The organism is Eubacterium sp. AB3007 (assembly GCF_000688015.1).
Taxonomy (GTDB): Bacteria; Bacillota; Clostridia; order Peptostreptococcales; family Anaerovoracaceae; genus Aminicella.
Map to the genome: position 1 here is coordinate 2133577 of NZ_JIAD01000001.1, position 22146 is coordinate 2155722.

The 22146-nt window shown below is 55.6% G+C and carries 20 protein-coding genes; 19 read left to right on the forward strand and 1 reads right to left on the reverse strand.

The window, feature by feature from the left end; genetic code table 11:
* Positions 1-55: 55 nt before the first annotated feature.
* The 11 genes from P156_RS0110085 to P156_RS0110135 all read left to right on the forward strand — a co-directional run bounded on the left by P156_RS0110085 (position 56) and on the right by P156_RS0110135 (position 12044).
* Positions 56-1021 carry a carbohydrate ABC transporter permease gene (locus tag P156_RS0110085; RefSeq protein ID WP_027870000.1) on the forward strand — a complete coding sequence of 322 codons (966 nt, stop codon included), beginning with the start codon at positions 56-58 and terminating at the stop codon, positions 1019-1021.
* On the forward strand, positions 1021-1863 hold the full coding sequence (locus tag P156_RS0110090) for a carbohydrate ABC transporter permease (RefSeq protein WP_027870001.1): 843 nt from the start codon (positions 1021-1023) through the stop codon (positions 1861-1863). Before P156_RS0110085 ends, P156_RS0110090 begins: the two co-directional genes overlap by 1 nt.
* A gap of 20 nt (positions 1864-1883) precedes the next feature.
* Complete coding sequence (locus P156_RS0110095) at positions 1884-2972, forward strand: ABC transporter ATP-binding protein (RefSeq protein ID WP_027870002.1); 1089 nt, start codon at positions 1884-1886, stop codon at positions 2970-2972.
* Between the two features lie 218 nt (positions 2973-3190).
* A complete protein-coding gene (locus P156_RS12440; RefSeq protein ID WP_051600900.1) occupies positions 3191-4708 on the forward strand; it encodes a TerB N-terminal domain-containing protein in 1518 nt (505 codons plus the stop codon).
* Positions 4705-6036: an ATP-binding protein gene (locus P156_RS0110105; protein ID WP_027870003.1), complete on the forward strand. Its 1332-nt coding sequence runs from the start codon at positions 4705-4707 to the stop codon at positions 6034-6036. The genes P156_RS12440 and P156_RS0110105 overlap by 4 nt, the downstream gene beginning before the upstream one ends.
* A gap of 18 nt (positions 6037-6054) precedes the next feature.
* Positions 6055-8286: a DEAD/DEAH box helicase gene (locus P156_RS0110110; protein ID WP_027870004.1), complete on the forward strand. Its 2232-nt coding sequence runs from the start codon at positions 6055-6057 to the stop codon at positions 8284-8286.
* Positions 8283-8900: a manganese efflux pump gene (locus P156_RS0110115; RefSeq protein WP_027870005.1), complete on the forward strand. Its 618-nt coding sequence runs from the start codon at positions 8283-8285 to the stop codon at positions 8898-8900. The genes P156_RS0110110 and P156_RS0110115 overlap by 4 nt, the downstream gene beginning before the upstream one ends.
* Positions 8901-8953: 53 nt before the next feature.
* Positions 8954-10276, forward strand: coding sequence for a replication-associated recombination protein A (locus P156_RS0110120; protein ID WP_027870006.1), 1323 nt, complete (start codon positions 8954-8956; stop codon positions 10274-10276).
* A 159-nt stretch (positions 10277-10435) separates the two neighbouring features.
* A complete protein-coding gene (locus tag P156_RS0110125; protein ID WP_027870007.1) occupies positions 10436-10753 on the forward strand; it encodes a multidrug efflux SMR transporter in 318 nt (105 codons plus the stop codon).
* A 31-nt stretch (positions 10754-10784) separates the two neighbouring features.
* Positions 10785-11507 (forward strand): B3/4 domain-containing protein, encoded by a 723-nt coding sequence (locus tag P156_RS0110130; protein WP_027870008.1) that lies wholly within the window; start codon positions 10785-10787, stop codon positions 11505-11507.
* 24 nt (positions 11508-11531) lie between these two features.
* Positions 11532-12044 carry a flavodoxin family protein gene (locus P156_RS0110135; RefSeq protein WP_027870009.1) on the forward strand — a complete coding sequence of 171 codons (513 nt, stop codon included), beginning with the start codon at positions 11532-11534 and terminating at the stop codon, positions 12042-12044.
* A 422-nt stretch (positions 12045-12466) separates the two neighbouring features.
* Here the strand turns inward: P156_RS0110135 and P156_RS0110140 are convergent, their stop codons facing one another.
* A complete protein-coding gene (locus tag P156_RS0110140) occupies positions 12467-13654 on the reverse strand; it encodes a metallophosphoesterase (protein ID WP_081818546.1) in 1188 nt (395 codons plus the stop codon).
* A 137-nt stretch (positions 13655-13791) separates the two neighbouring features.
* Here P156_RS0110140 and P156_RS0110145 point away from each other — a divergent pair, with 137 nt between their 5' ends.
* The 8 genes from P156_RS0110145 to P156_RS0110180 all read left to right on the forward strand — a co-directional run bounded on the left by P156_RS0110145 (position 13792) and on the right by P156_RS0110180 (position 22143).
* On the forward strand, positions 13792-14661 hold the full coding sequence (locus tag P156_RS0110145; protein WP_027870011.1) for a phosphoribosylaminoimidazolesuccinocarboxamide synthase: 870 nt from the start codon (positions 13792-13794) through the stop codon (positions 14659-14661).
* 48 nt (positions 14662-14709) lie between these two features.
* Entirely contained in the window at positions 14710-16089 is a 1380-nt protein-coding gene (locus P156_RS0110150; protein WP_027870012.1) for a glycoside hydrolase family 10 protein, read from the forward strand.
* A gap of 11 nt (positions 16090-16100) precedes the next feature.
* Complete coding sequence (locus tag P156_RS0110155) at positions 16101-16577, forward strand: hypothetical protein (protein ID WP_027870013.1); 477 nt, start codon at positions 16101-16103, stop codon at positions 16575-16577.
* Between the two features lie 95 nt (positions 16578-16672).
* Positions 16673-17686 (forward strand): type I glyceraldehyde-3-phosphate dehydrogenase, encoded by a 1014-nt coding sequence (gap, locus tag P156_RS0110160; RefSeq protein WP_027870014.1) that lies wholly within the window; start codon positions 16673-16675, stop codon positions 17684-17686.
* 7 nt (positions 17687-17693) lie between these two features.
* Complete coding sequence (locus P156_RS0110165) at positions 17694-18398, forward strand: SDR family oxidoreductase (protein WP_027870015.1); 705 nt, start codon at positions 17694-17696, stop codon at positions 18396-18398.
* Between the two features lie 7 nt (positions 18399-18405).
* Positions 18406-20202: an FtsW/RodA/SpoVE family cell cycle protein gene (locus P156_RS0110170; RefSeq protein ID WP_027870016.1), complete on the forward strand. Its 1797-nt coding sequence runs from the start codon at positions 18406-18408 to the stop codon at positions 20200-20202.
* On the forward strand, positions 20199-21536 hold the full coding sequence (locus P156_RS0110175) for a penicillin-binding transpeptidase domain-containing protein (protein WP_027870017.1): 1338 nt from the start codon (positions 20199-20201) through the stop codon (positions 21534-21536). Before P156_RS0110170 ends, P156_RS0110175 begins: the two co-directional genes overlap by 4 nt.
* Positions 21537-21594: 58 nt before the next feature.
* Positions 21595-22143 (forward strand): flavodoxin family protein, encoded by a 549-nt coding sequence (locus tag P156_RS0110180; RefSeq protein WP_027870018.1) that lies wholly within the window; start codon positions 21595-21597, stop codon positions 22141-22143.
* The last annotated feature ends 3 nt before the right edge of the window (positions 22144-22146 follow it).

Sequence of the window (22146 nt, forward strand, 5' to 3'; positions counted from 1 at the left end):
CACCCTTCTTTTCTAAAACAAAGCTTTGTGCGACCCATCCTTGCAGGAGGTTCCAATGGACAAGAAAAAGACAACTAAAGAGAAAGACGTCAATTACGCACGGTGGGGATACATATTTATAGCGCCATTTTTCATTGTTTTCTTTGTATTTCAGTTCATCCCGCTCGTGCAGACGATCTATTACAGTTTCTTCGAATACTACCGCTCCGGGCTGACGATCATCGGGCCGAATCCGGTGGGACTAGAGAACTACCGGATGCTGTTTAACAGTGATTTTCTGGGCTATGCGGGGAACACGGTGATCATGTGGCTTGCCGGGTTCATACCCCAGATCATCATCTCACTGTTGCTGGCGGCCTGGTTTACGGACGTGCGTATGCGGCTGCGGGGGACGCAGTTCTTTAAGGTAGTCATCTACATGCCGAACCTTATCATGGCCTCGGCGTTCTCCATGCTGTTCTTCGCCCTGTTCTCTGACAACGGACCGGTGAACTCTTTTCTGGTGTCGGCGGGGATTCTGGATCACGGATTCCGGTTCCTTTCCTCCGTCAGCGGAACCAGAGGGCTGGTAGCTCTCATGAATTTCCTGATGTGGTTTGGTAATACGACCATATTGCTGATGGCGGCTGTCATGGGCATCAGTCCAACGATGTTTGAAGCTGCGGAACTGGATGGATGTTCGCCCAGACAGATATTCTTCCGCATCACATTGCCCATGATTCGACCAATCCTGGTCTATGTGGTGATTACCTCCATGATCGGCGGTCTGCAGATGTTCGATGTGCCGCAGATCTTGACCAACGGGAGAGGCACACCGAACAGAAGCGCTACCACTCTGATCATGTTCCTGAACAACCATCTGTTCAGCAAGAACTACGGAATGGCAGGAGCGATCTCGGTGATCCTGTTCATCATCAGCGCCATCCTTTGTCTGGTGGTCTATTTTACGCTGAACACGGATGACAGCAGCAGGAGAAAAAAGAAAAAACGTGCTAGAGCTGCCAGAAAGGAGGTGGCATAATGGACAGGGATACATCCAGAGTGAGAACCGGAATCGCGTACTTCGTTCTGATCGTACTGACCTTCCTGTGCCTGTTCTTCTTTTTCATCCTGTTGATCAACTGCACCAGGAGCCATAACCAGATTCAGGCCGGATTCTCTTTCCTGCCAGGACACTCCTTCGCTGACAATCTGAGCCATGTGCTCAATGACGCCAAGCTGCCGGTACTTTCCGGCATCAAGAACAGCCTGATCGTGTCCGGCTGCTGTGCGGCACTGTCCACCTATTTCTCGGCACTGACCGCCTACGGACTTTATGCGTATGATTTCAAACTGAAGAGGCCTGCGTTCGTATTCATCATGCTGATTCTGGTCATGCCGACCCAGGTATCGGCTATGGGCTTCATCAACCTGATCACCAAAATGGGTATGATCAACACACTGTATCCGCTGATCATCCCCTCCGTGGCGGCACCGGCTGTCTTCTACTTCATGTACAGTTACATGCAATCCAGCCTTCCGCTGGACCTGGTGGAAGCAGCCAGGATGGACGGCTGCAGTGAGATCGGGACGTTTAACAGGATCGTCATCCCCATCATGAAACCGGCACTGGCCGTGCAGGCGATCTTCACCTTTGTGACCAACTGGAACAACTACTTCCTACCGGCACTGATCCTGCAGGACAACAGCAAGCGGACATTGCCGATCCTCATCGCCTCGCTGCGCAGTGCGGATTTCCTGAAGTTCGACATGGGGAAGGTGTACATGCTGATCACCATCGCCATCGTGCCAATCATCATCGTCTACATCGCACTGTCCAGGTACATCGTCGCAGGTGTAGCACTGGGTGGTGTCAAAGAATAAAACAGACAAGGAGAAGTGACATGGCTGGAATCACATTTAAAAATGTAGTGAAAACATATGACAACGGAGTGACGGTCATTCCGGATCTGAATCTGGAGATCAAGGACAAGGAGTTCGTGGTATTGGTGGGGCCTTCCGGCTGCGGCAAGTCCACCACGCTTCGCATGATTGCCGGATTGGAAACGATCACTGAAGGCGATCTCTACCTGGGAGACAAGCGTATGAACGCGATTCCGCCCAAGAACAGGGACATCGCCATGGTATTCCAGAGTTATGCCCTGTACCCGCATATGACCGTCTATAAGAACATGGCCTTTGCATTGGCCATGAAGAAGACCCCCAAGGCGGAGATCGAGAAGAAGGTCCGCTGGGCGGCGGATATCCTTGGGCTGACGGACTATCTGGATCGGAAACCGAAGGAACTGTCCGGTGGACAGCGTCAGCGTGTGGCGCTTGGGAGAGCCATGGTCCGTGACCCGGAGGTGTTCCTTCTGGACGAACCGCTGTCCAATCTGGATGCCAAACTGAGAACGGAGATGCGCAGCCAGATCTCTCTGCTGCACAAGCGGCTGGGTACCACCTTTGTCTATGTTACCCATGACCAGACCGAGGCCATGACCATGGGCGACAGGATCTGCGTCATGAAAGACGGTCTGATTCAGCAGTATGATATCCCACAGACACTGTACGATAAGCCGGCGAATCTCTTTGTGGCGGGATTCATCGGTTCTCCGCAGATGAACTTTGTGAATGCGCAGGTCCTGAAGACGGAGAAAGGCTACGCTCTCCGGTTCGGAGATGTCAGTGTACCTGTGGACAAAGCCGAGCTGGCGCCCTATGTGGGCAAGGACGTGATTCTGGGCGTGCGTCCGGAACATCTGCACGCAGAGGCCTCTTATCAGACATCCGGTAACACGTTGAAGGTTCACATCAACCTCAGCGAGATGATGGGCTCGGAGACCTTCCTGCACTTCGACTACGCCGGTGCCAAGATGATCGCCAAGGTAGCCACCAAGGCCCTTACGCCGGGGGAGGCCGATATCACCTTGGCTCTGGAGATAGACGAGATCCACCTTTTCGACAAGGAGACAGAACTGTCTATTCTTTAAAAGGGCGGTTGCCCCAGATAGAAAATGAAAGATATTCTATCTCTCAAGCACACCACACAGGGCTCTTGGGAATAGATCTTCTGATAACAGCACTTCTGGATACAGAGATGCTGTTTTTTTGCGAACAAAAGTTCTTTTTTGGGGCCGTTCGTATTTACAGTTTTTCCTCAATATGCTATCATGAATAATAGTTATTTCGGCTGTAGCAGGAGGCTGGCATGCGTCTGATCGATCTTTCCGCATTTGACGCGGAGCGCGAGGAACAACTGAATAGCCAGAGGTCGACCCCCGGAGCAAGGGTCACGGCTTCCTCCGAGCTCCCCCTCCCGGAGGAGATCCGCCAGATGCGCCGGCTCTATGAGCCCGGGGATGCGTCTCTTCCCCGCAAGTGCAGGAACTTTTATCTGCAGGGAAAGTTCATGGAGAACTACGAGGACATTGTGGTCTTTGACGGGGCGAAGCCTCGCTATCTGCCTGCCTATCACGATCTGACGTTGCGTGAACTGAGGGGGTATTTCACCTGGCGGAAGGAGATCCGGAAGGGGAACTACCGGGTAGCAGGCAACACCATGGCGATGATTTACCTGTACGAGCTTGTGAATGGGATCGGCACAGCTTCCCCGGAGGAGAGCCTGCAGAAGATGCGGGAGTTCGAGGAGCACTACATCAACATGGGATCAGGAAGCGAGGGGCTGCGTGCCAATCTCCGCAAGTGGATGCTGGGCGTCGTTGTGGTGAACGGATTGCCCCCTCAGGAGGCCTGGGAATGCCTGGATGAGGAGAGCCGCAAGCATGACGAGGCGCTGCTGGCACTGCTGCATCCTGAGGACCACTCTGACGAGGAGGTGTTTCGGGGACTTTGTTTCCTGGGGGATCCCAAGTTGCCGCAGTCCTCCTTGCTGAAGAAGCTGGGAGAGGAAGCCCGTCCTCTGTTCGCCAGAGTGTGGCGGTACGCTGTTGAACAATCGGCCCAGGAAGAGAAGGATCTGTTTGCCTATTACTTCGGAAAACCGCAGACCTACCGATGGTATCCTCTCGGAAATGCTTTGTACTACGACAGGCTGGCGCCGGAACCCAGGCCGTGCATCGTGAACGATTGCCGGAAGTACTTTAACCGGCGCGGCGTGTGGTACCAGACCGGATATCCCCTGATGTATTATGACAGAAAGAAACTGAAGGGCTTCCTCCGAGAGGTGGACAGGCTCCTGCGTAAGTACCTGCAGTTTGGACATCCACTGACGCCCAAGCTGGATTATGCCTGGACCTGGCCTTATATCGAGGGTGCCATCGAGGAAGACAGACAGGAGAAGATCGAGGCTGCAAGACCCAAGGTGACCATTCATTTCGATGATCTGGAGAAGATCCGTCAGGATGCCTCGGTAACACGGGACAGTCTCCTGACAGAAGAGGAACTGGAGGAGAGCGAGACCCCGGCGCTGCCGGAAGAGATGCCACAGCCAGCTCTGCCTCAGGGCTTTGTGCGCCCGATCGGGGCAGAACCGGATATCTCCCTGAATCCCCTCCACCTGCAGGTGCTCCGGGCCTTGCTTGCCAGAAGGCCCGTGGAGGACATGATTGCGGCGGAACATGGGATGCCCGAGGTGATTACGGACGCCGTGAACGAGGCTTTGTTCGACGAGATCGGGGATACGGCTCTGGAGTGTGAGGGCGGGAGCATCCGCCTCGTTGAGGATTACCGGGAGGATGTGGCCCGGCTCGTAGGAGGTATGGAATGAGCGAACCAAATAGAAGAGTCCCGCGCCGAATTGCCCGGACGGTGATCAACTCCCTGAAGGGAGGGGTGGTCCCCAGGATCGGGCTTCCCTACATTACCGTAGGTCGGAAGAACGAGATCCAGGCACTGCTCCATGACGTGGACATCATTGCGGAGGGAGGGGCTTCCTTCCGCTTTATCGTGGGTAGATATGGGTCTGGAAAGAGTTTTCTGCTACAAACGATCCGAGGTTATGTGATGGACCGGGGGTTCATCGTGGCGGATGCGGATCTGTCGCCGGAGAGGCGGCTGCAGGGATCCAGAGGACAGGGACTGGCTACCTACCGGGAACTGATCGGCAATCTGGCTACCAAGACCAAACCAGAAGGAGGGGCGTTGTCCCTGATCCTGGACCGGTGGATCAGTGGTGTGCAGAGTGAGGCTGCCAGTGAGAGCGGCCTGATACCTGGAGACCCGGCGCTTACTCCCCTGGTAGACGAGAAGATCCTGCGGGTCACGACCTCCGTCAGCGAGATGGTCCACGGGTATGAGTTCGCCCGGCTCCTGACAGCGTATTACCACGCCTATGTGGAAGGCGATGAGGAGACCAAGTCCAGGGTGGGGCGCTGGTTCCGCGGCGAGTACCACCTGAAGAGGGAGGCGAAGGAGGAACTGGGGGTGAACATCGTCATCACCGATGATGACTGGTACGACTACCTCAAGCTGTTTGCGGTGTTCTTTAGGATGGCTGGATACGCCGGGATGATGATCATGATCGATGAGTTGGTGAATATATTCAAGATCCCCAACTCAATCACTCGTCAGTACAACTACGAGAAGATCCTGACAATGTACAACGACACCCTGCAGGGGAAGGCGCGGTATCTGGGGATCATCATGGGTTCTACCCCTCAGGCATTGGAGGATAAGCGCCGGGGGATCTACAGCTACGAGGCACTGCGTTCCCGTCTGTCGGAGGGACGGTTCTCCCGGCCGGGAGCACGGGATCTTCTGGCTCCGGTGATCAGGCTGGAAGCTCTGAATGCTGATGAGATGCTGGTGCTCTGCGAGAAACTGGCGGCGATGCATGCGGGGCTCTACGAGTATGAGCAGCGCATCACCACCGGTGAGCTGGCGGCGTTTATCAAGCTGGAGTACGAGCGTATCGGCGCCGATCGGAATATCACGCCGAGAGAGGTGATCCGGGATTTTATTGAGCTTCTGGATCTGCAGTACCAGAACCCGGCGCTGACGCTGGAGGCCCTGATGGAGGGGGACGAGTTCACCTATGCCAGATCAGAGGCTGTCTCAGACAAAGCCGACGCTGCTTATGCGGAGTTTACCATCTGAGGTCTGTGAGGAGAGAGTATGGAAGTGTTTGATCGATATGCGCCGTTTATACAGGACTATATATATCGTTCTGGATGGGAATCTCTGCGGGCTGTGCAGAATGCCGCCGGAGAGGCGATTTTCGGCACCGACGAGAACGTGCTCCTGACCGCCTCCACAGCTTCCGGGAAGACGGAGGCCGCGTTCTTTCCCATCCTTAGTCTTCTGGAGGAGGATCCCTCCTCTTCTGTTGGCGTACTGTATATCGCCCCACTGAAGGCACTGATCAACGACCAGTTCGGCCGACTGAATGAGCTATGCGAGGAGGAGGGAATCCCGGTGACCAGGTGGCACGGGGACGCACCCAGATCCCGGAAGCGAAAGCTCATGAAACACCCAGCAGGGATCCTGCAGATCACACCGGAATCCCTGGAGGCGCTGATGATCACCAGGCACATGGAGATTCCCTCCCTGTTCCACGACCTGCGGTTCATCGTGGTAGATGAGATCCACTCCTTGCTGCGGGCGGACAGGGGTGGCCAGACATTCTGTCTGATCGAAAGGCTTTGTAAGCTGGCGGAGTGTGATCCTCGCCGGATCGGTCTCTCGGCGACCATAGGAAATCCCCGGAAAGCAGGAGAGTTTCTGGCGGCAGGCAGTCGCAGAGGCACGGTGATCCCGGCGTTTGACGGAGGCAAGGAAGTGTGGCGTCTGTCCATGGAGCATTTCTTTAATACAGGGCCTCAGGCGGACGAGGGGAAGAATGCTCCGGAGGGGGCGCTGGAGGTAGAGGAAGCTACCGACGATGCTCCCGCGGCGGCAGACCCGGGCATGGGATTTATCTTCGAGCATACAAGGGGGAAGAAGTGCCTGGTGTTCACCAACTCCAGGGAGGAGTGCGAGTCAGTATGCCAGCATCTGCGGCAGTACTGCGAGGCGATGCATGAGCCGGACCGATTCCTGATCCACCATGGGAACCTGTCTGCCTCTTATAGGGAGAGTGCGGAGGAGGAAATGAAGGACGATGATTCACTGATGAGTGTCTGTGCCACCGCCACATTGGAGCTTGGCATTGACATCGGTCGGTTGGAGAGGGCTTTTCAAATCGATGCTCCCTTTACGGTATCAGGGTTTCTGCAGCGCATGGGACGCACCGGCAGGAGGGGGGATCCACCGGAGATGTGGTTCGTTATGCGGGAGGATCACCCGGAGGCTCGGGCTATGCTCCCAGATATGATCCCCTGGTATCTGATCCAGGGGATCGCGCTGGTACAGTTGTATATAGAAGAACGGTTCGTGGAGCCGCCAAGGACGGAGAAACTGCCCTTCTCACTGCTCTACCACCAGACCATGAGCACCCTGGCTTCCTGTGGGGAGATGACCCCGGCAGAGCTGGCCTCCCGCGTGCTCCCATTGGCTGTCTTCCATCGGATCACCCAAGAGGATTACCGGATCCTACTGCGGCATCTGCTTGCGATCGATCACATCGACCGCACAGAAGGAGGCGGTCTGATCACCGGTATCACCGGGGAGAGGATCGTGAACAATTACAAGTTCTACGCAGTGTTCCAGGAGAACGTGGAGTATACGGTGCACGCCGGCTCGGAGCAGCTGGGAACCATCGTGAAACCACCGCCGGCGGGAGATAAGATCGCCATCGCTGGGCGTGTCTGGGTGGTGGAAGAGGTGGACCATCAACGTCACGAGGTTTACTGCACACTGGTAAAGGGGAATATTCCGGCCTACTTTGGGGATGTGGCCGGCGATATCCACACAAGGATCCTGGAAAGGATGTACCAGGTGCTGAATGAGAAGGCCTCCTATCCCTATCTGATGCGCCACGCGGTGTGCCGTCTGGCGGAAGCCAGGGACACCTTCCACAAGGCGGGGATGGATGGCCGCCCGCTGATCCATCTGGGAGGTAAGATGTGGGCCCTCTTTCCTTGGCTGGGGAGCTACGCTTTCCTGGCGCTGGAGCGCTTTCTGAAACTGAGGTGTGGTTCGCGGCTTCGACTGAAGGGACTGAGTCCCTGCCGGCCGTATTACATGCAGTTCACCATGCAGGTGAGCGAGGAGGAGTTCTATCGAATTCTGGCGGAAGAGGCAGCAGTAGAGTTCGATCCCATGGAGCTGGTGTACGAGGATGAGGTGCCGGTGTTCGAGAAGTACGACGAGTACGTTCCACCTGAGCTGGTTCGGAAGGGCTTTGCCTACGGCGTATTGGATATCAAGGGCATGAAGAAACGGGTGCTAAGCTGGAGTGAGAGATGATACGATTTCTGATACAGTCTGTTTTGCTGGGGGTGGGGCTGGCCATGGATGCTTTCTCTGTATCCATCGTCAACGGCCTGCGAGAGCCTCACATGAGAAGAAGAAAGCAGGTGCTGATCGCAGGCACGTTCGCATTCTTCCAGTTTTTCATGCCTGTGATCGGCTGGTTTTGTGTGCGTTCCATCACCGACGAGTTTCGAGCGTTCCAACATCTGGTGCCCTGGATCGCGCTGCTGCTCCTGCTGTATATAGGAGGGAAGATGCTCCTGGAGGGGGTCCGGGCTGCACGGCTGACCCCGGAGGAAAGGCGGGAGGCGCTGGAAGAGGAAGCAGCGGTGCCCAGGCTTGGCAAGCACACTCTGTTGCTGCAGGGGATCGCTACCTCCATCGACGCGCTTTCCGTTGGGTTTGCCATTGTCGGCTACAGCGCGGCTCGTGCCCTGTGCTGCGCACTTCTCATCGCCGCCGTGACGTATGTTATCTGTGCCGGTGGACTGCGGTTTGGCCGTCAGTTCGGTGAACGCCTGCAGGACAAAGCCAACCTTCTGGGGGGCATCGTGCTGATCGGCATTGGCCTCGAGATCTGGATACGGGGGATGCTGGGGATAGGATAGCGCCTTTCGGGAAGGTACGAAATATGCTATAATCATAGCATGGAGTAGGATATATGGAACAGCAGACATTTTTCAGTAACAATGTAAACCAGCCGCTGGCGGACAGGCTCCGGCCGACGGATCTGGATGAGTTCGTGGGGCAGAAGCACCTTCTGGGGCAGGGGAAGATCCTGCGGCGTCTCATTGAGAACGACCAGATTGGCTCCATGATCTTCTGGGGGCCGCCGGGGGTGGGGAAGACCACGCTGGCCAAGATCATCGCGAACCGGACAGAGTCCTCGTTCATTGAGTTCAGTGCGGTGACTTCCGGCATCAAGGACATCCGCAATATTATGAAACAGGCGGAGGACAACCGCTTCTACGGCGAGAAGACCATCGTGTTCGTGGATGAGATCCACCGGTTCAACAAGGCGCAGCAGGACGCATTCCTTCCCTTCGTGGAGAAGGGAAGCATCACCCTGATCGGGGCGACCACGGAGAACCCTTCTTTTGAGGTGAATGGGGCGCTCCTGTCCCGTTGCAAGGTGTTCGTTCTGCAGCAGCTCACCAGGGAGGACATCGTAGGGCTTCTGGAGAGGGCGCTGGCAGATCCAAGAGGCTTTGGTGGCCAGAAGATCCGGATCGATCGGGAGTACCTGGAGGCGGTGGCGGGGTTCTCCAACGGTGATGCACGCAGTGCTTTGTCTACCCTGGAGATGCTTGTGCTGAACGGCGAGGAGAAGGACGGGGTGACCACCGTCACCGCGGAGACGGTGGAGCAGTGTACCTCACGGAAATCCCTGTTATACGATAAGAACGGGGAAGAGCATTACAACCTGATCTCCGCCCTCCACAAGTCTATGCGCAACTCAGATCCGGACGCAGCAGTCTACTGGCTGGCCAGAATGTTGGAGGCAGGAGAGGACCCCATGTACATCATGCGGCGGGTCACCCGGTTCGCCAGCGAGGATGTGGGCATGGCAGACTCCCGGGCCCTTGATGTGTGCGTGGCGGCGTTTCAGGCCTGTCACCTGATCGGCATGCCGGAGTGTTCGGTGCACCTGACCCACGCAGTGGTCTACTGCAGTCTGGCGCCCAAGTCCAACGCCATGGAGATGGCATATCTGGAAGCCCAGGCCGATGCCCTGAAGAGTCTGGCGGAGCCGGTACCTCTCCAGATCCGCAACGCTCCAACCGGGCTCATGAAGGAATTGGACTACGGGAAGGGGTACATGTACGCCCACGACTATGAGGACAAAGTCACCACTCTGGAGTGTATGCCGGATTCGCTTCGGGGGAAAGAGTATTACCATCCCACCACCCAGGGGCTGGAGGCGAAATACAAGGAAAGATACGAGAATATCAAGGCCTGGAAGGAGAAGCACAGGAAGAAATAATTGACAATTCAGGCGTCTCGTGATAGACTTCTCTCGAAGTCAATAAGTCAAGGACTTATTCTCTGCCGCCGGGTAGAGTTTCAAGGACGCCGGGATCCCATATCGTTAGGCCTTAGAAGATATGGGAAGCCGGCGTTTTCTGTCAAGAGAGGAGTCAATATGAAATGGATCATCCTGGCGGTGGCCAGTGCGTTCGAGGTCAGCTGGGCTATCGCGATGAAGTATTCTGATGGATTCACCAGGATCCTGCCCACCATCTGGGTGTTGGTCGGCAGTGTTCTCAGTGTGTTCTTCCTGTCCATAGCGGTGAAACAGCTGCCACTGGGCATGAGTTACGCTATCTGGACTGGCGTGGGCACCGTGGGGACTACGGTGCTGGGCATCTTCCTGTTCAAGGAGATGATCACCGTCCCTCAGGCGATCTGTCTGGCGCTGATCATAGTGGGCGTCGTGGGGCTTAGGCTGGTGACGGAGTAGATAAATCGATAAGGAAATACGGAGGTATCAAATGGCTAAATTTATTGCAGACAAGTCGTTCTGGGAACTGTTTCCGGATGCGGAGATCGGTGTTGTGGTGCTGAACGGAATCGACAACACAGAGGCCGTCTATGCGGCCCACGAGAGCATCAAGGATGAGCTGGCAGCTGCCAACGAAGCAGCAATCAAATGGATCCCGGAGAGCCCGCTGTCCAAGAACCCGGTAGTCGGTGTCTGGAGAGATGCGTTCAAGAAGTTCAAGAGAAAGAAGAGCAACCGTGCGTCTATCGAGGCACTTCTGGCCAGAGTGGACAAGGGGAATTACGTGGGAAGTATCAACCCGCTGGTAGATATCTACAATGCAGCGTCCCTGACCTATGCGCTTCCTGTTGGCGGCGAGAACCTGGACAGCTTTGTGGGAGACCTGCGGTTGACCATCAGCGAAGAGGGCGGTGACGAGTTCCTGGCGCTTGGAGATGAGGAGAACAACCCGACGCTGCCGGGCGAGCTCTGCTATCTGGACGACCAGGGCGCTGTGTGCCGTTGCTGGAACTGGCGTGACGGTCAGCGCACCATGCTGACGGAGGAGACCACCAACGCGTTTATGATCATCGAGAGCGTTGATCCTTCCCGGCATGACGACCTGCTGGCGATCATGGAGATCATCGAGAAGAAGAGCCAGGAATACCTGGGGGCTACCGTATATGCCAGCACTGTGATCACGAAGGATCATCCGGAAATGGAGATCAAGTAGCATATTCCAAAAGGAGGCATCAAGATGAAAATTACGATTTTGAATGGAAGTCCAAGGAAAGAGAACACTACTGCCATGGTTGATGCATTCTGTGAAGGTGCACAGTCGGCAGGTCATGAGGTGGAGGTCCTGCACGTCGGCAGGATGAACATCGGCGGCTGCAAGGGGTGCGAGTACTGCCATACCAAGGGCGAAGGCAAATGCATCCAGAAGGATGACATGGAGAAAGTTCTTCCGGCACTGGCGGATTGCGACATGCTGGTGGTTGCTTCCCCGATCTACTATTTCACCATGACCGCCCAGATCGAGGCGGCCTTCCAGCGGCAGTACTGCATCGGCAAGCCGCCAAAGGCAACCAAACTTGCCCTGCTGCTCAGCTCCGGTTCCCCGGGTGTATACGAGAGCGCCAAGGCGCAGATGGATGGATACTGTGCCTATACCGAGATCGAGAACGTGGGCGTCTTCACCGCCAACGGCGAGGAGAACAAATCCGAGGCCAAGCTGGCTGAGATCAGAGATTTCGCAGCGGCGCTGTAAGCACGGAATATGGAAGAGAGGCTGTCTCAATGAGACAGCCTCTTTTTCGGTGATGCCAGGCCGGTAAGTTGTTGGCCGGTGTTGATCAGTTTCCGAAATCCGATTTTTTACTGTTTCTGTTACCCATTGGATTTCCTACGGATCTATGGATACCAGAAACTCCATAATCCCTGTTTTTCGTATCCAGAAAGGTTTCTCGCAGAAGTTCTATTCCCAATGAGCTACAGATTCTGGGCCGGGATACCAAAAAACCGGGTTTAACATGAAAACCGTTTCCATTGTTCCTCTTCGGTATGCATTGGGGATGTAAAAGACGCCATTCGGGTTTTAGGCCACCGCAGTAGGACATCCCACATGAACCGCATAAGTGTCTTCCGCCTAAAAAAACCGCTGCAGGAATTGCAGCGGTTAAGGCTTTGTGCTCAATAACTCAGATTGATGATGGAGACCTCGCTGTGGGTTCCCACTCGAATGGGCGGTCCGGTGTATCCGATGCCGCAGGTGGTCAGTGAGTAGGCGCCGTGGAGACGCTTCAGTCCGTAGGAATTCTCTGTGACAAAATGCCAGATCCAGTTCAGTGGCATGATCTGCCCGTTGTGGGTGCCGGCGCAGAGCGTCAGGTCCGCGCCGCCGTTGGCCAGAGACTCCAGCCCCTTAGGCTCGTGTTGCAGAACGACGACGGGCATCTTGGTGTCCAGCGGCTGGATCAGGCGGCCGACTCCCTGGGACTTGGTGCCGCCGGGGTGCTTGCTGTCCAGCCGGCCTACGATCTGCACGCCGTTAACATAGACCGTCTGATCTTCCAGGATGGTGAATCCTGCATCCTCCATAAACGAGGTCATCCTGGGATCACGCACGGCGGCGGAATCCGGGGTGACAGGGAAGCCGGCCATAAGCCGTTCCTTCACATCATAATCACCGTAGACAGCATAGACGCCCTGCCTGCTCTTCAGCTTGTTCAGCGTGCGAATATATTTCTGTGGTTCCTTCAGACTGTCGTAAGAGCCGTTGAAGATGTCGCCGGCTATCAGGACCACATCAGGATCCGCATCGTTGATCTTCGATACCATGGAGTCGATCTGATCCAGATGACTGTTGCTTCCGAAGTGCAGGTCGCCGATCAGGGCGATCTTCAGTTCTCCGGAGGTGACTGTCTTCTTCTCAAGCGCGATGTTGTATTCCTTCACATGGACGTCGTGGGCATGGACATTCCCGTACACGTTCAGCGTCAGCGAGATCAGGACACAAAGCCCGATCACCAGGGTGCTCGACCAGGGCGCATGGGGCTTGTGTGTCGTGGGATCCTTGGATTCCCCTCGTCCGCCGAACAGGAAAACCACGATGCGGAACAGGTGGAAGATCAGGAATGCCAGTGTCAGATAGAGCAGGAACCCTATCCACTTGTCCCCTATGGACTCCAGCGTCGGCTGCAGCGGGTCATCCGGAGACCAGGCCGCAATGGCCGGAATCAAAGCCAACACGACAAAGATCAGATCCAGGACCACGCGCACCGGGAGACGGCGGGTGATCCGCTTGACCCAGTGGTTGACCTGGCTGATAGCATATAGATTGACGATCACATAGATCGCGAGAAACAATTGTAATGACATAGTTAATACTCCCTCCCAAATACTCTCTGAAATATTTTACAAAAAAACAGGGCAAAATTCAATATTTATTAATGCATTTGTGATATAATGTTCTGAAGCATTAATTAAAGCAGAAAGCGAAAGAGAGGTACCGACAGATGAAAACATTTTCACCGGTCAAGGAAGGTAAGGTCAGAGAGATATACGATAACGGAGACAGCCTGATCATGGTGGCAACCGACCGGATCTCCGCTTTTGATGTGATCCTGAAGAACAAGGTCACCGAGAAGGGGGCGATCCTGACACAGATGTCCAGATTCTGGTTTGACTTCACTAGAGACATCGTGCCTAACCATATGATCTCAGTGGATACCGCGGATATGCCAGAGTTTTTCCAGACAGAGGAATTTGCCGGCAGGAGCATGATGTGCCGCAAACTCACCATGCTTCCGATCGAGTGCATCGTACGCGGTTACATCACCGGAAGCGGCTGGGCCAGCTACTGCAAGGATGGTACCGTATGCGGCATTCAGCTGCCGGAAGGGCTGAAGGAGTCAGATCAGCTGCCTGAGCCCATCTACACGCCTAGCACCAAGGCAGAGATCGGTGACCATGATGAGAACATTTCCTATGAGAGGAGCATCGAGGTACTGGAGAAGGAATTCCCCGGAAAGGGTGAGGAGTATGCGGCCAAGCTCCGGGACTGCACCATCGCACTCTACAAGAAGTGCGCAGAATACGCCAGAGAGCGTGGGATCATCATCGCTGACACCAAGTTCGAGTTTGGTCTGGATGAGGATGGAAACATCGTGCTGGGAGATGAGATGCTGACACCGGATAGTTCCAGGTTCTGGCCCCTCGAGGGGTACGAGCCGGGACACGGACAACCCTCCTACGACAAGCAGTTCGTCCGCGACTGGCTGAAGGCCAATCCGGACAGCGACTATGACCTGCCGGAGGAGATCATCGAGAAGACTGTCGCCAAATATAAGGAAGCCTACAAGCTTCTCACCGGCGAGGATTTCTGACAAAGCTTTCCGGATCGCTCGGAAAGAAGAAAGGGAACAGGGAGAGATATGTGTAAGAGAATCAGTATATCACTGATGGCCATTCTGTTGGCTATCTGCATGCTGCCCATCATGCCTCAGGGGGAGAGGAGTTATGGTGCGACAGACGTAAGGGGACTGTGGCTGTCCTTTGTGGATTTTGAAGACATGGGACTGCGAGACGCCTCAGCGGCGACCTACCGGAGCAAGATCAGCAGGCTGCTGCAGGAGTCGAAGAAATACGGGATCAACACCGTGTATTTCCATGCGCGGGCTTTTGATGACGCCAGCTGGAAGTCCAGGACCTTCAAGGCTTCGGACTCGCTGACATCCAAGGCCTCTGCCTCCAGAACGGCGGCGGCCACCTATGCTTACGATCCACTGGGGATCGTCATCGAGGAATGCCGGAAGAACGGAATGCGGATCGAGGCATGGCTGAATCCGTACAGGATCAAGCAGAGCCTTTATCTGGATCCGGCCTGCAGCTATTCCACCAACCGAATCAACCGGGCGGTGAATGAACTGAAGGCCTACGATCTGGACGGAATCCACTTTGATGATTACTTCTATCATTCCACAGGAAAGTACCGGACACCTACCAATGCTTCCCAGTACTCCATCAGCGTTACGAAAGCCAAGAAGGATTTCAGCAAGAAACCGTCTAAGGCCACCATGCTAGCCAATGTCAACAAGATGATCCGATCTGTGTATCAGAACACCCACAGGAAAGCCGGACTCAGGTTTGGCGTCAGCCCTCAGGGGAACATGGACAATTGCATGGCAAGCGGCTGCGACGTTAAGACCTGGATGGCGAACAAGGGCTATGTGGACTACATCGCGCCCCAGATCTACTGGACCGACCAGTGGGGTTCCAAGGGGAACACCGCCATGTACAGCCAACGTCTGGCTTTGTGGAAGGGAAACAACAAGGCGAACGTGGACATGTACATCGGACTGGCGCTGTACCAGGCCGGGAAGAGCGTTTCAGGTGACAGGGGATGGGGCCGGAAGAGCACCAACCTGAGAGAACAGGTGCAGAAGCTTCGGGCAGCTGGCTGTGAAGGGTTCATCCTTTTCCGGGCGAACGACCTCTTCCGTGGAAGCGCAGCGAAGGAGCTGGGGAATCTGCGGTCGCTGCTCATGGGGCAGAAACCTACGATCAAGGCAAAGAAACTGAAGGTACCCGCCAAGAAGATCACTCTGAAGGTGGGGCAGAAGTACAAGATCCCAGTAAGCTTTGTTCCGGCCAACACCACGGAGAAGAAACTGAAGTTCAAGTCTTCCAAGAAGAAGGTAGCGAAGGTCAGCAAGAAGGGCACCATCACCGCGAAGAGGCCAGGCAAGGCGAAGATCACTGTGAAGGCCAAGGGCGGTGCCAAGGTGAAGATCAAGGTAAAAGTAACGAAATAACGGAGAGCGATATGGATGAGAAGAACAGGAGCAATGTGGAGGTGTTCGATCGTTTCGGAGAGATGAAAAGGCTGCTTGAGGAGAACGACCTTCCCTGCCGGGACGACGAACTGGCAGACTATCTGCAGATGTTCGATGTGATCAGCGAGCTGATCCAGGGACAACTGGATACGGAGGCGATGGTGGGATGCTTTGCGGCGCTGGCGCCGGTGATGAAGGATCCAGAGATCCGCACTTCCCGGGATAAGATGAAGAAAATGTTCGCCATGCTGGAGGAGCTGCCGGCTTCCGCGGGGAAGATGGACCGGAAGACCAAACTGTTTTTCGCCTTCTGCGTCTACGCAGCCACCAACATCCTTTCAGAGAACGATGACAAGAAGCATTATTTCATGGGGATGCCGGAGTTTCAGTCGGCAGATTACATCAAGTATAAGATGGAGGAATACTGGGGGCTGGATCCGTACATGTTCTCCTGGGCGGTTAAGTGAGTTTTTTCGGAAAACCTTGACCATGAACGCCGTGGGTGGTATTATCGATATATATTGTAAAAATTTTATGAGTATAAATTAGGAGGTATAGACCAATGATCAGATTAGCAATTAACGGGTTCGGAAGAATCGGAAGACTGGCGTTCAGACAGGTGTTTGAGGATGAGGATTTTGAAGTCGTCGCAATCAACGACCTGACCGCGCCGGAGATGCTGGCATACCTGCTGAAGTACGATACCGCACAGGGCGGATATAAGGGACATAGCGTAGAATGCGGTGAGGATTCCATCACCGTAGACGGCAAGACCATCACCATCTACAAGGAAGCAGACGCTTCCAAGCTGCCCTGGGGCGACCTGGACATCGATATCGTGCTGGAGTGCACAGGCTTCTACACATCCAAGGCGAAGGCACAGGCTCACCTGGACGCTGGCGCCAAGAAGGTCCTGATCTCCGCACCGGCAGGCAGCGACGTTCCGACCATCGTATTCGGCACCAATCATGAGACCCTGAAGCCGGAGGATACCATCGTATCCGGTGCTTCCTGCACCACCAACTGCCTGGCTCCGATGGCGAAGGCGCTGAACGATTACAAGGCGATCACTTCCGGATTCATGTGCACTATCCACGCTTACACAGGCGACCAGATGATCCTGGACGGTCCCCAGAAGAAGGGCAACCTGAGAAGATCCAGAGCAGGTGCGGCCAACATCGTGCCCACAAGCTCCGGCGCAGCCAAGGCCATCGGTCTGGTGGTTCCAGAGCTGGATGGCAAGATGACCGGTTCCGCGCAGAGAGTACCTGTGACCACCGGTTCCATCACCATTCTGGACGCGACCATCATCGACGAGACCGACACCATCTCTGTGGAGGCCATCAACGAGGTCATGAAAGCCGCAGCCAACGATTCCTTCGGATACACCGAGGACGAGATCGTTTCCAGCGATGTGATTGGCATGAGCTATGGTTCTCTGTTCGACGCGACCCAGACATCCATGATCAAGGCCGGCGAGCACGAGTACCTGGTAAGAGTCAACTCCTGGTATGACAACGAGATGAGTTATGTCAGCCAGCTGGTAAGAACTCTGAACTACATGGCTACTCTGTAAGAAGACCATGAAAACAGTTCTTGTAACAGGAGGATCCAGAGGGATCGGCGCCGCAGCGGTCAGACGTTTTGCGGCTGAAGGACACCGGGTCTACTTCCTTTACAAAGACAGTGAACGTGAAGCCCTCGAGACCAGTAAGCAGACCGGCGCCACAGCGATTCGCTGTGATGTTTCGGACAGAACCTCGGTCTCGGGGGTTCTTGCAATTACGGGGCCGGTGGATATCCTGGTGGCCAATGCCGGGATCAGTCTCACGGGACTCCTGCAGGACGCTACCGAGGCGGAGTGGGACCGGCTGCGGGGAGTGAATCTGGACGGCGTGGTCAACACGCTGACTGTCTTTGTGCCCGGGATGATCTCTCGGAAATCCGGCAGCATCGTGATCGTCAGTTCTATGTGGGGCGTGGCAGGGGCATCCTGCGAGGCCCTCTACGCGGCTACCAAGCATGCGGTCATCGGTCTGGGGAAGAGCATGGCCAGGGAGTTGGGGCCTTCCGGGATCCGGGTCAATTGTGTTGCGCCGGGAGTCATCGACACCGATATGAACAAAGCTTTGTCTGCGGAGGACCTGTCTGTACTGGCTGAGGAGACGCCGCTGGGCCGAATCGGCAGACCAGAGGAGGTGGCCGAACTCATCGAATTTCTGGGCTCTGACCGCGCGTCCTTTGTCACCGGACAGGTGATTGGCATAGACGGTGGTTTTGTGGTATAATCAGATTATGGATATTATTAACGGAATCATAGAGGGGATAGGGAATTTCTTTTCGGTGATCCCGGAGAGCGTTGGCAACGTGTTCGAGGCAACCAGTGATGCGGGACACATCTACACGGCGTTCGCCCGGTGGATCTTTATTTTCCTTGCCCTGTTTATTCTTCTGAAGATGATCATGTCGCTTCTGAAGAGCCGGAATCCCTCCGAGGTGTGGGCGTACCTGCACGTTGGCGAGTACGAGAACCTGCCTCTGACGCACTGGGAGAACAACATCGGCAGAGCCAAGAGCTGCGACATCCAGATCAACGACCTCTCCGTCTCCAGGAATCATGGGATCCTTACCCGGGACGATGACGGAGACTGGCGTTACATGGACCTGGGCGCCAAGAACGGCGCCTACATCAATGGACGGAAGGTCCCCTCCGGTCATGAGATGGGAGTCAAGATCGGGGATACCATTCAGCTTGGCGCGGTACGGTGCACGCTGTTTCCCATCAGTCTGCAGGAGCGGCAGAATAACATCCGCTACCGCCAGGAGGACACGGTGCTGCCCTCTCCCTGGCCATCCTTGCTGGCGCTGACCATCTTCCAGATGCTGACACTGGGGGAACTCTACTATGCGCTTGGGGAGGATTTCAACGCGCAGATCCCCATCTCTTTCATTGGGATGGCGGTGCTCATGTGGGTCTATGTGATCTTACTGTGGGGGATGCACAGGCGGGCGTTTGAGATGGAGATCATCGCGTTCTTCCTGTCCACCCTGAGTCTTGCGGTGATGGCTGCCAGCATTCCGGGGGAAGTACTGAAGCAGTTCATCTCCGTGGTGATCGGCGTGGGACTGTTCTTCTTCATGTGCACCTTCCTGCGGGATCTGGAACGGACACGGGCCATCAAGAAATACGTCTACATTGCAGCGGTCCTGCTGCTGCTTATCAATATGATTTTCGGCACCACCATCAACGGATCCACCAACTGGGTCCGTATCGCAGGAATGACCTTCCAGCCATCGGAGCTCGTCAAGCTGGCGTTCATCTGGGTGGGCGCGGCTACCATGGACGAGCTGTTCGACCGCAAGAGTTCGCTGCGTTTCAGCGCGTTTGCGGTGTTCTGCTTCCTGTGTCTGGCCAAGATCGGAGACCTGGGAGCGGCGGCGATCTTCTTTGCCACCTATCTGGTGATCTCCTTCCTGCGCAGCGGGGATTTTGCCAGGCTGCTGTCTATCGGCGGCGTGGCCTTTGTGGCAGCCCTGCTGGTGCTGAAGTTCCGCTCCTACGCAGTGGACAGGCTGAACACCTGGGGACATATCTGGGAACCGGACTTCATAAACAATTCCGGGTTCCAGCAGACCAGGTCTCTGACGGATGCCGCCAGCGGCGGATTGATCGGTCTGGGCGCCGGGCGGGGCAATCTGCGTTTCATCAATGCCTCGGAGACCGACATGGTCTTCTGCTTTCTGGCAGAGGAGTGGGGGCTGATCGTGGCCGTGATGGCGGTACTGGCCATCGTGACGCTGTCTATCTTCGCCTACCGTTCCATCATGAGCGGCCGGTCCACCTACTATACCATCGCGGCTTGTTCCGCTATGACTCTGTTCCTGCTGCAGACCATCCTGAACGTGTTCGGCAGCACGGACATCCTCCCCTTCACCGGGGTGGCATTTCCCTTCACATCGGCAGGAGGGACCTCCATGATTGCGTCCTGGGGGCTTCTGGCCTTTCTGAAGGCGGCGGATACCAGGCAGAATGCGAGCATCGCCGTGTCCCTGAAGGACAAGGCCGTTGCAGGAGGAGGTGAGGGCCTGTGAAGAAATTAGAACGACGGGCCATTCTCTTTCTGCTCCTGGCGGCAGCGCTGGTAGCAGGGCTTTGTCTATTCATGTATCGCTACATCACGCAAGGGGACGACTGGGTGACGCAGCCCTATAACACTCATCTGTACAGCAACGGCACACAGGTGGCTGGAACGATCTACGATGTCAACGGAGAGATGCTGATCTCCGGCGAGGGGAACAAGGTCTCCTTTGCCAAGGGCAGCACTGTTCGGAAAGCCACCGCCCATGCGGTGGGAGATCCGGCGGGCAACGTAGCTACCGGTGCCATCAATGCCTACAAGGACGACCTGGCGGGCTACAACCTGATTACCGGCACCTATCGGGTGAGCGGCAAGCAGAAGGCGCTGACACTGACCATCGACAAGGATATCTGTGAGACGGCCTACGAGGCCCTGGATGGCCGAAAGGGATGTGTGGGTGTTTACAACTACAAGACCGGGGAGATCATCTGTATGGTGAGTGCCCCTAGTTTCGACCCCAAGCACATGCCCAAGGACCCCAAGGAAGGGACGTATGTGAACAAGTTCCTGTCGGCCACCATGATCCCAGGATCCATCTTCAAACTGGTGACCTCGGCGGCGGCTATCGAGAACTACAGCGGGCTGGATGACTGGTCCACCGACTGCAGCGGCTCCAAGAAATACGGCGGGCAGCGGATCACCTGTACCTATGCCCACGGGCATGTGAACTTCAAGTCAGCATTGGCCCACTCCTGCAACGTGGGGTTTGCGGAACTGGCCAACAAGGTCGGAGCAGGCACCATGGAGGACTACGTGGATAAGCTGGGGTTGACCACCTCCTACGACATCAACGGCATCCACAACGCCAAGGGGAGTTTTGAGTTCCCCGCCATGGACAAGCTGAGTCTGGGATGGGCCGGCATCGGTCAGTGGAAGGATCAGCTGAATCCCGCTTCTATGCTGGTGTACATGAGTGCCATCGCCACAGACGGCAGGGGGACCGTTCCGAAGATCCTCCACGACGGGGAACCGGGGGAGCGTACCGATCAGATGATCGAGGAGAGCACAGCTGCCCGTCTGAAGAAAATGATGCGCAACAACGTCAAAAAGGAATACGGAGAGTGGAATTATCCGGGACTGGACATCTATGCCAAGACCGGAACGGCAGAGGTAGGCAAGGGGAAGGAACCCAACGCCTGGTTCACTGGATTCATCGATAATGAGGGATATCCTTACGCGTTTATCGTCTGTGTGGAAAATGGCGGCACCGGCTCAGTGGTAGCAGGTCCAGTGGCCAACTCCGTGATGCAGAAGGTGATCGAGACAGATTCCGCCAAGACAGAATAAGGTTTTTGCCTTGGCGCGTTTAGGCAGGCTGCGCATGTGGCCGGAAAGGAGATATGATATGGGAAAACGAATCCTGGTATTGACGGCCAGCGGACGTAAGCACGGCAATACAGAGGCCATGGCGGAGGCGTTCATTGATGCGGCTGCAGACAAGGGGCACATCCTCACCAAGATCGACACGGCCTTCGAGGCGGTCAAGCCATGTTACGACTGCAAGGGGTGCTTCAAAACCCCCATGGAGGCTTGCTGTTGTGATGACACCTTCAACAAGATCGCCAAGGCGATCCTCCACGCGGATGCGGTGGTGTTCGTTCTTCCTGTCTATTGGTACAGTGTGCCGGCGTCCATCAAGCTGGTGATCGACAAGTTCTGGTCCTTCATCATTGGTGAAGTGAAGATAGAGGGGAAGGAGGCGGCCCTGATCAGTGCATGTGAAGAGCCGCACCAGAGGGTGTTCGACGGGGTGGTGTACCCTTACGAGCGCTCGCTCCAGTACCTGAAGTGGAAGAATGTCGGAGAAGTGTTGGTGACCGATTGCTTTGAGCTAGGGGCCATCCAGCACACGGACGGTGTAGCCCGGGCGGCTGCGCTTGCGGATAAGTTTTAGTGT

Coding starts and splice junctions, on each gene's coding strand:
- P156_RS0110090 (WP_027870001.1), top strand. CDS start 1,021: ATGGACAGGGATACATCCAGAGTGAGAACCGGAATCGCGTACTTCGTT.
- P156_RS0110150 (WP_027870012.1), top strand. CDS start 14,710: ATGTGTAAGAGAATCAGTATATCACTGATGGCCATTCTGTTGGCTATC.
- P156_RS0110130 (WP_027870008.1), top strand. CDS start 10,785: ATGGCTAAATTTATTGCAGACAAGTCGTTCTGGGAACTGTTTCCGGAT.
- P156_RS0110135 (WP_027870009.1), top strand. CDS start 11,532: ATGAAAATTACGATTTTGAATGGAAGTCCAAGGAAAGAGAACACTACT.
- P156_RS0110110 (WP_027870004.1), top strand. CDS start 6,055: ATGGAAGTGTTTGATCGATATGCGCCGTTTATACAGGACTATATATAT.
- P156_RS0110165 (WP_027870015.1), top strand. CDS start 17,694: ATGAAAACAGTTCTTGTAACAGGAGGATCCAGAGGGATCGGCGCCGCA.
- P156_RS12440 (WP_051600900.1), top strand. CDS start 3,191: ATGCGTCTGATCGATCTTTCCGCATTTGACGCGGAGCGCGAGGAACAA.
- P156_RS0110145 (WP_027870011.1), top strand. CDS start 13,792: ATGAAAACATTTTCACCGGTCAAGGAAGGTAAGGTCAGAGAGATATAC.
- P156_RS0110085 (WP_027870000.1), top strand. CDS start 56: ATGGACAAGAAAAAGACAACTAAAGAGAAAGACGTCAATTACGCACGG.
- P156_RS0110125 (WP_027870007.1), top strand. CDS start 10,436: ATGAAATGGATCATCCTGGCGGTGGCCAGTGCGTTCGAGGTCAGCTGG.
- P156_RS0110155 (WP_027870013.1), top strand. CDS start 16,101: ATGGATGAGAAGAACAGGAGCAATGTGGAGGTGTTCGATCGTTTCGGA.
- gap (WP_027870014.1), top strand. CDS start 16,673: ATGATCAGATTAGCAATTAACGGGTTCGGAAGAATCGGAAGACTGGCG.
- P156_RS0110170 (WP_027870016.1), top strand. CDS start 18,406: ATGGATATTATTAACGGAATCATAGAGGGGATAGGGAATTTCTTTTCG.
- P156_RS0110105 (WP_027870003.1), top strand. CDS start 4,705: ATGAGCGAACCAAATAGAAGAGTCCCGCGCCGAATTGCCCGGACGGTG.
- P156_RS0110140 (WP_081818546.1), bottom strand. CDS start 13,654: ATGTCATTACAATTGTTTCTCGCGATCTATGTGATCGTCAATCTATAT.
- P156_RS0110120 (WP_027870006.1), top strand. CDS start 8,954: ATGGAACAGCAGACATTTTTCAGTAACAATGTAAACCAGCCGCTGGCG.
- P156_RS0110180 (WP_027870018.1), top strand. CDS start 21,595: ATGGGAAAACGAATCCTGGTATTGACGGCCAGCGGACGTAAGCACGGC.
- P156_RS0110115 (WP_027870005.1), top strand. CDS start 8,283: ATGATACGATTTCTGATACAGTCTGTTTTGCTGGGGGTGGGGCTGGCC.
- P156_RS0110095 (WP_027870002.1), top strand. CDS start 1,884: ATGGCTGGAATCACATTTAAAAATGTAGTGAAAACATATGACAACGGA.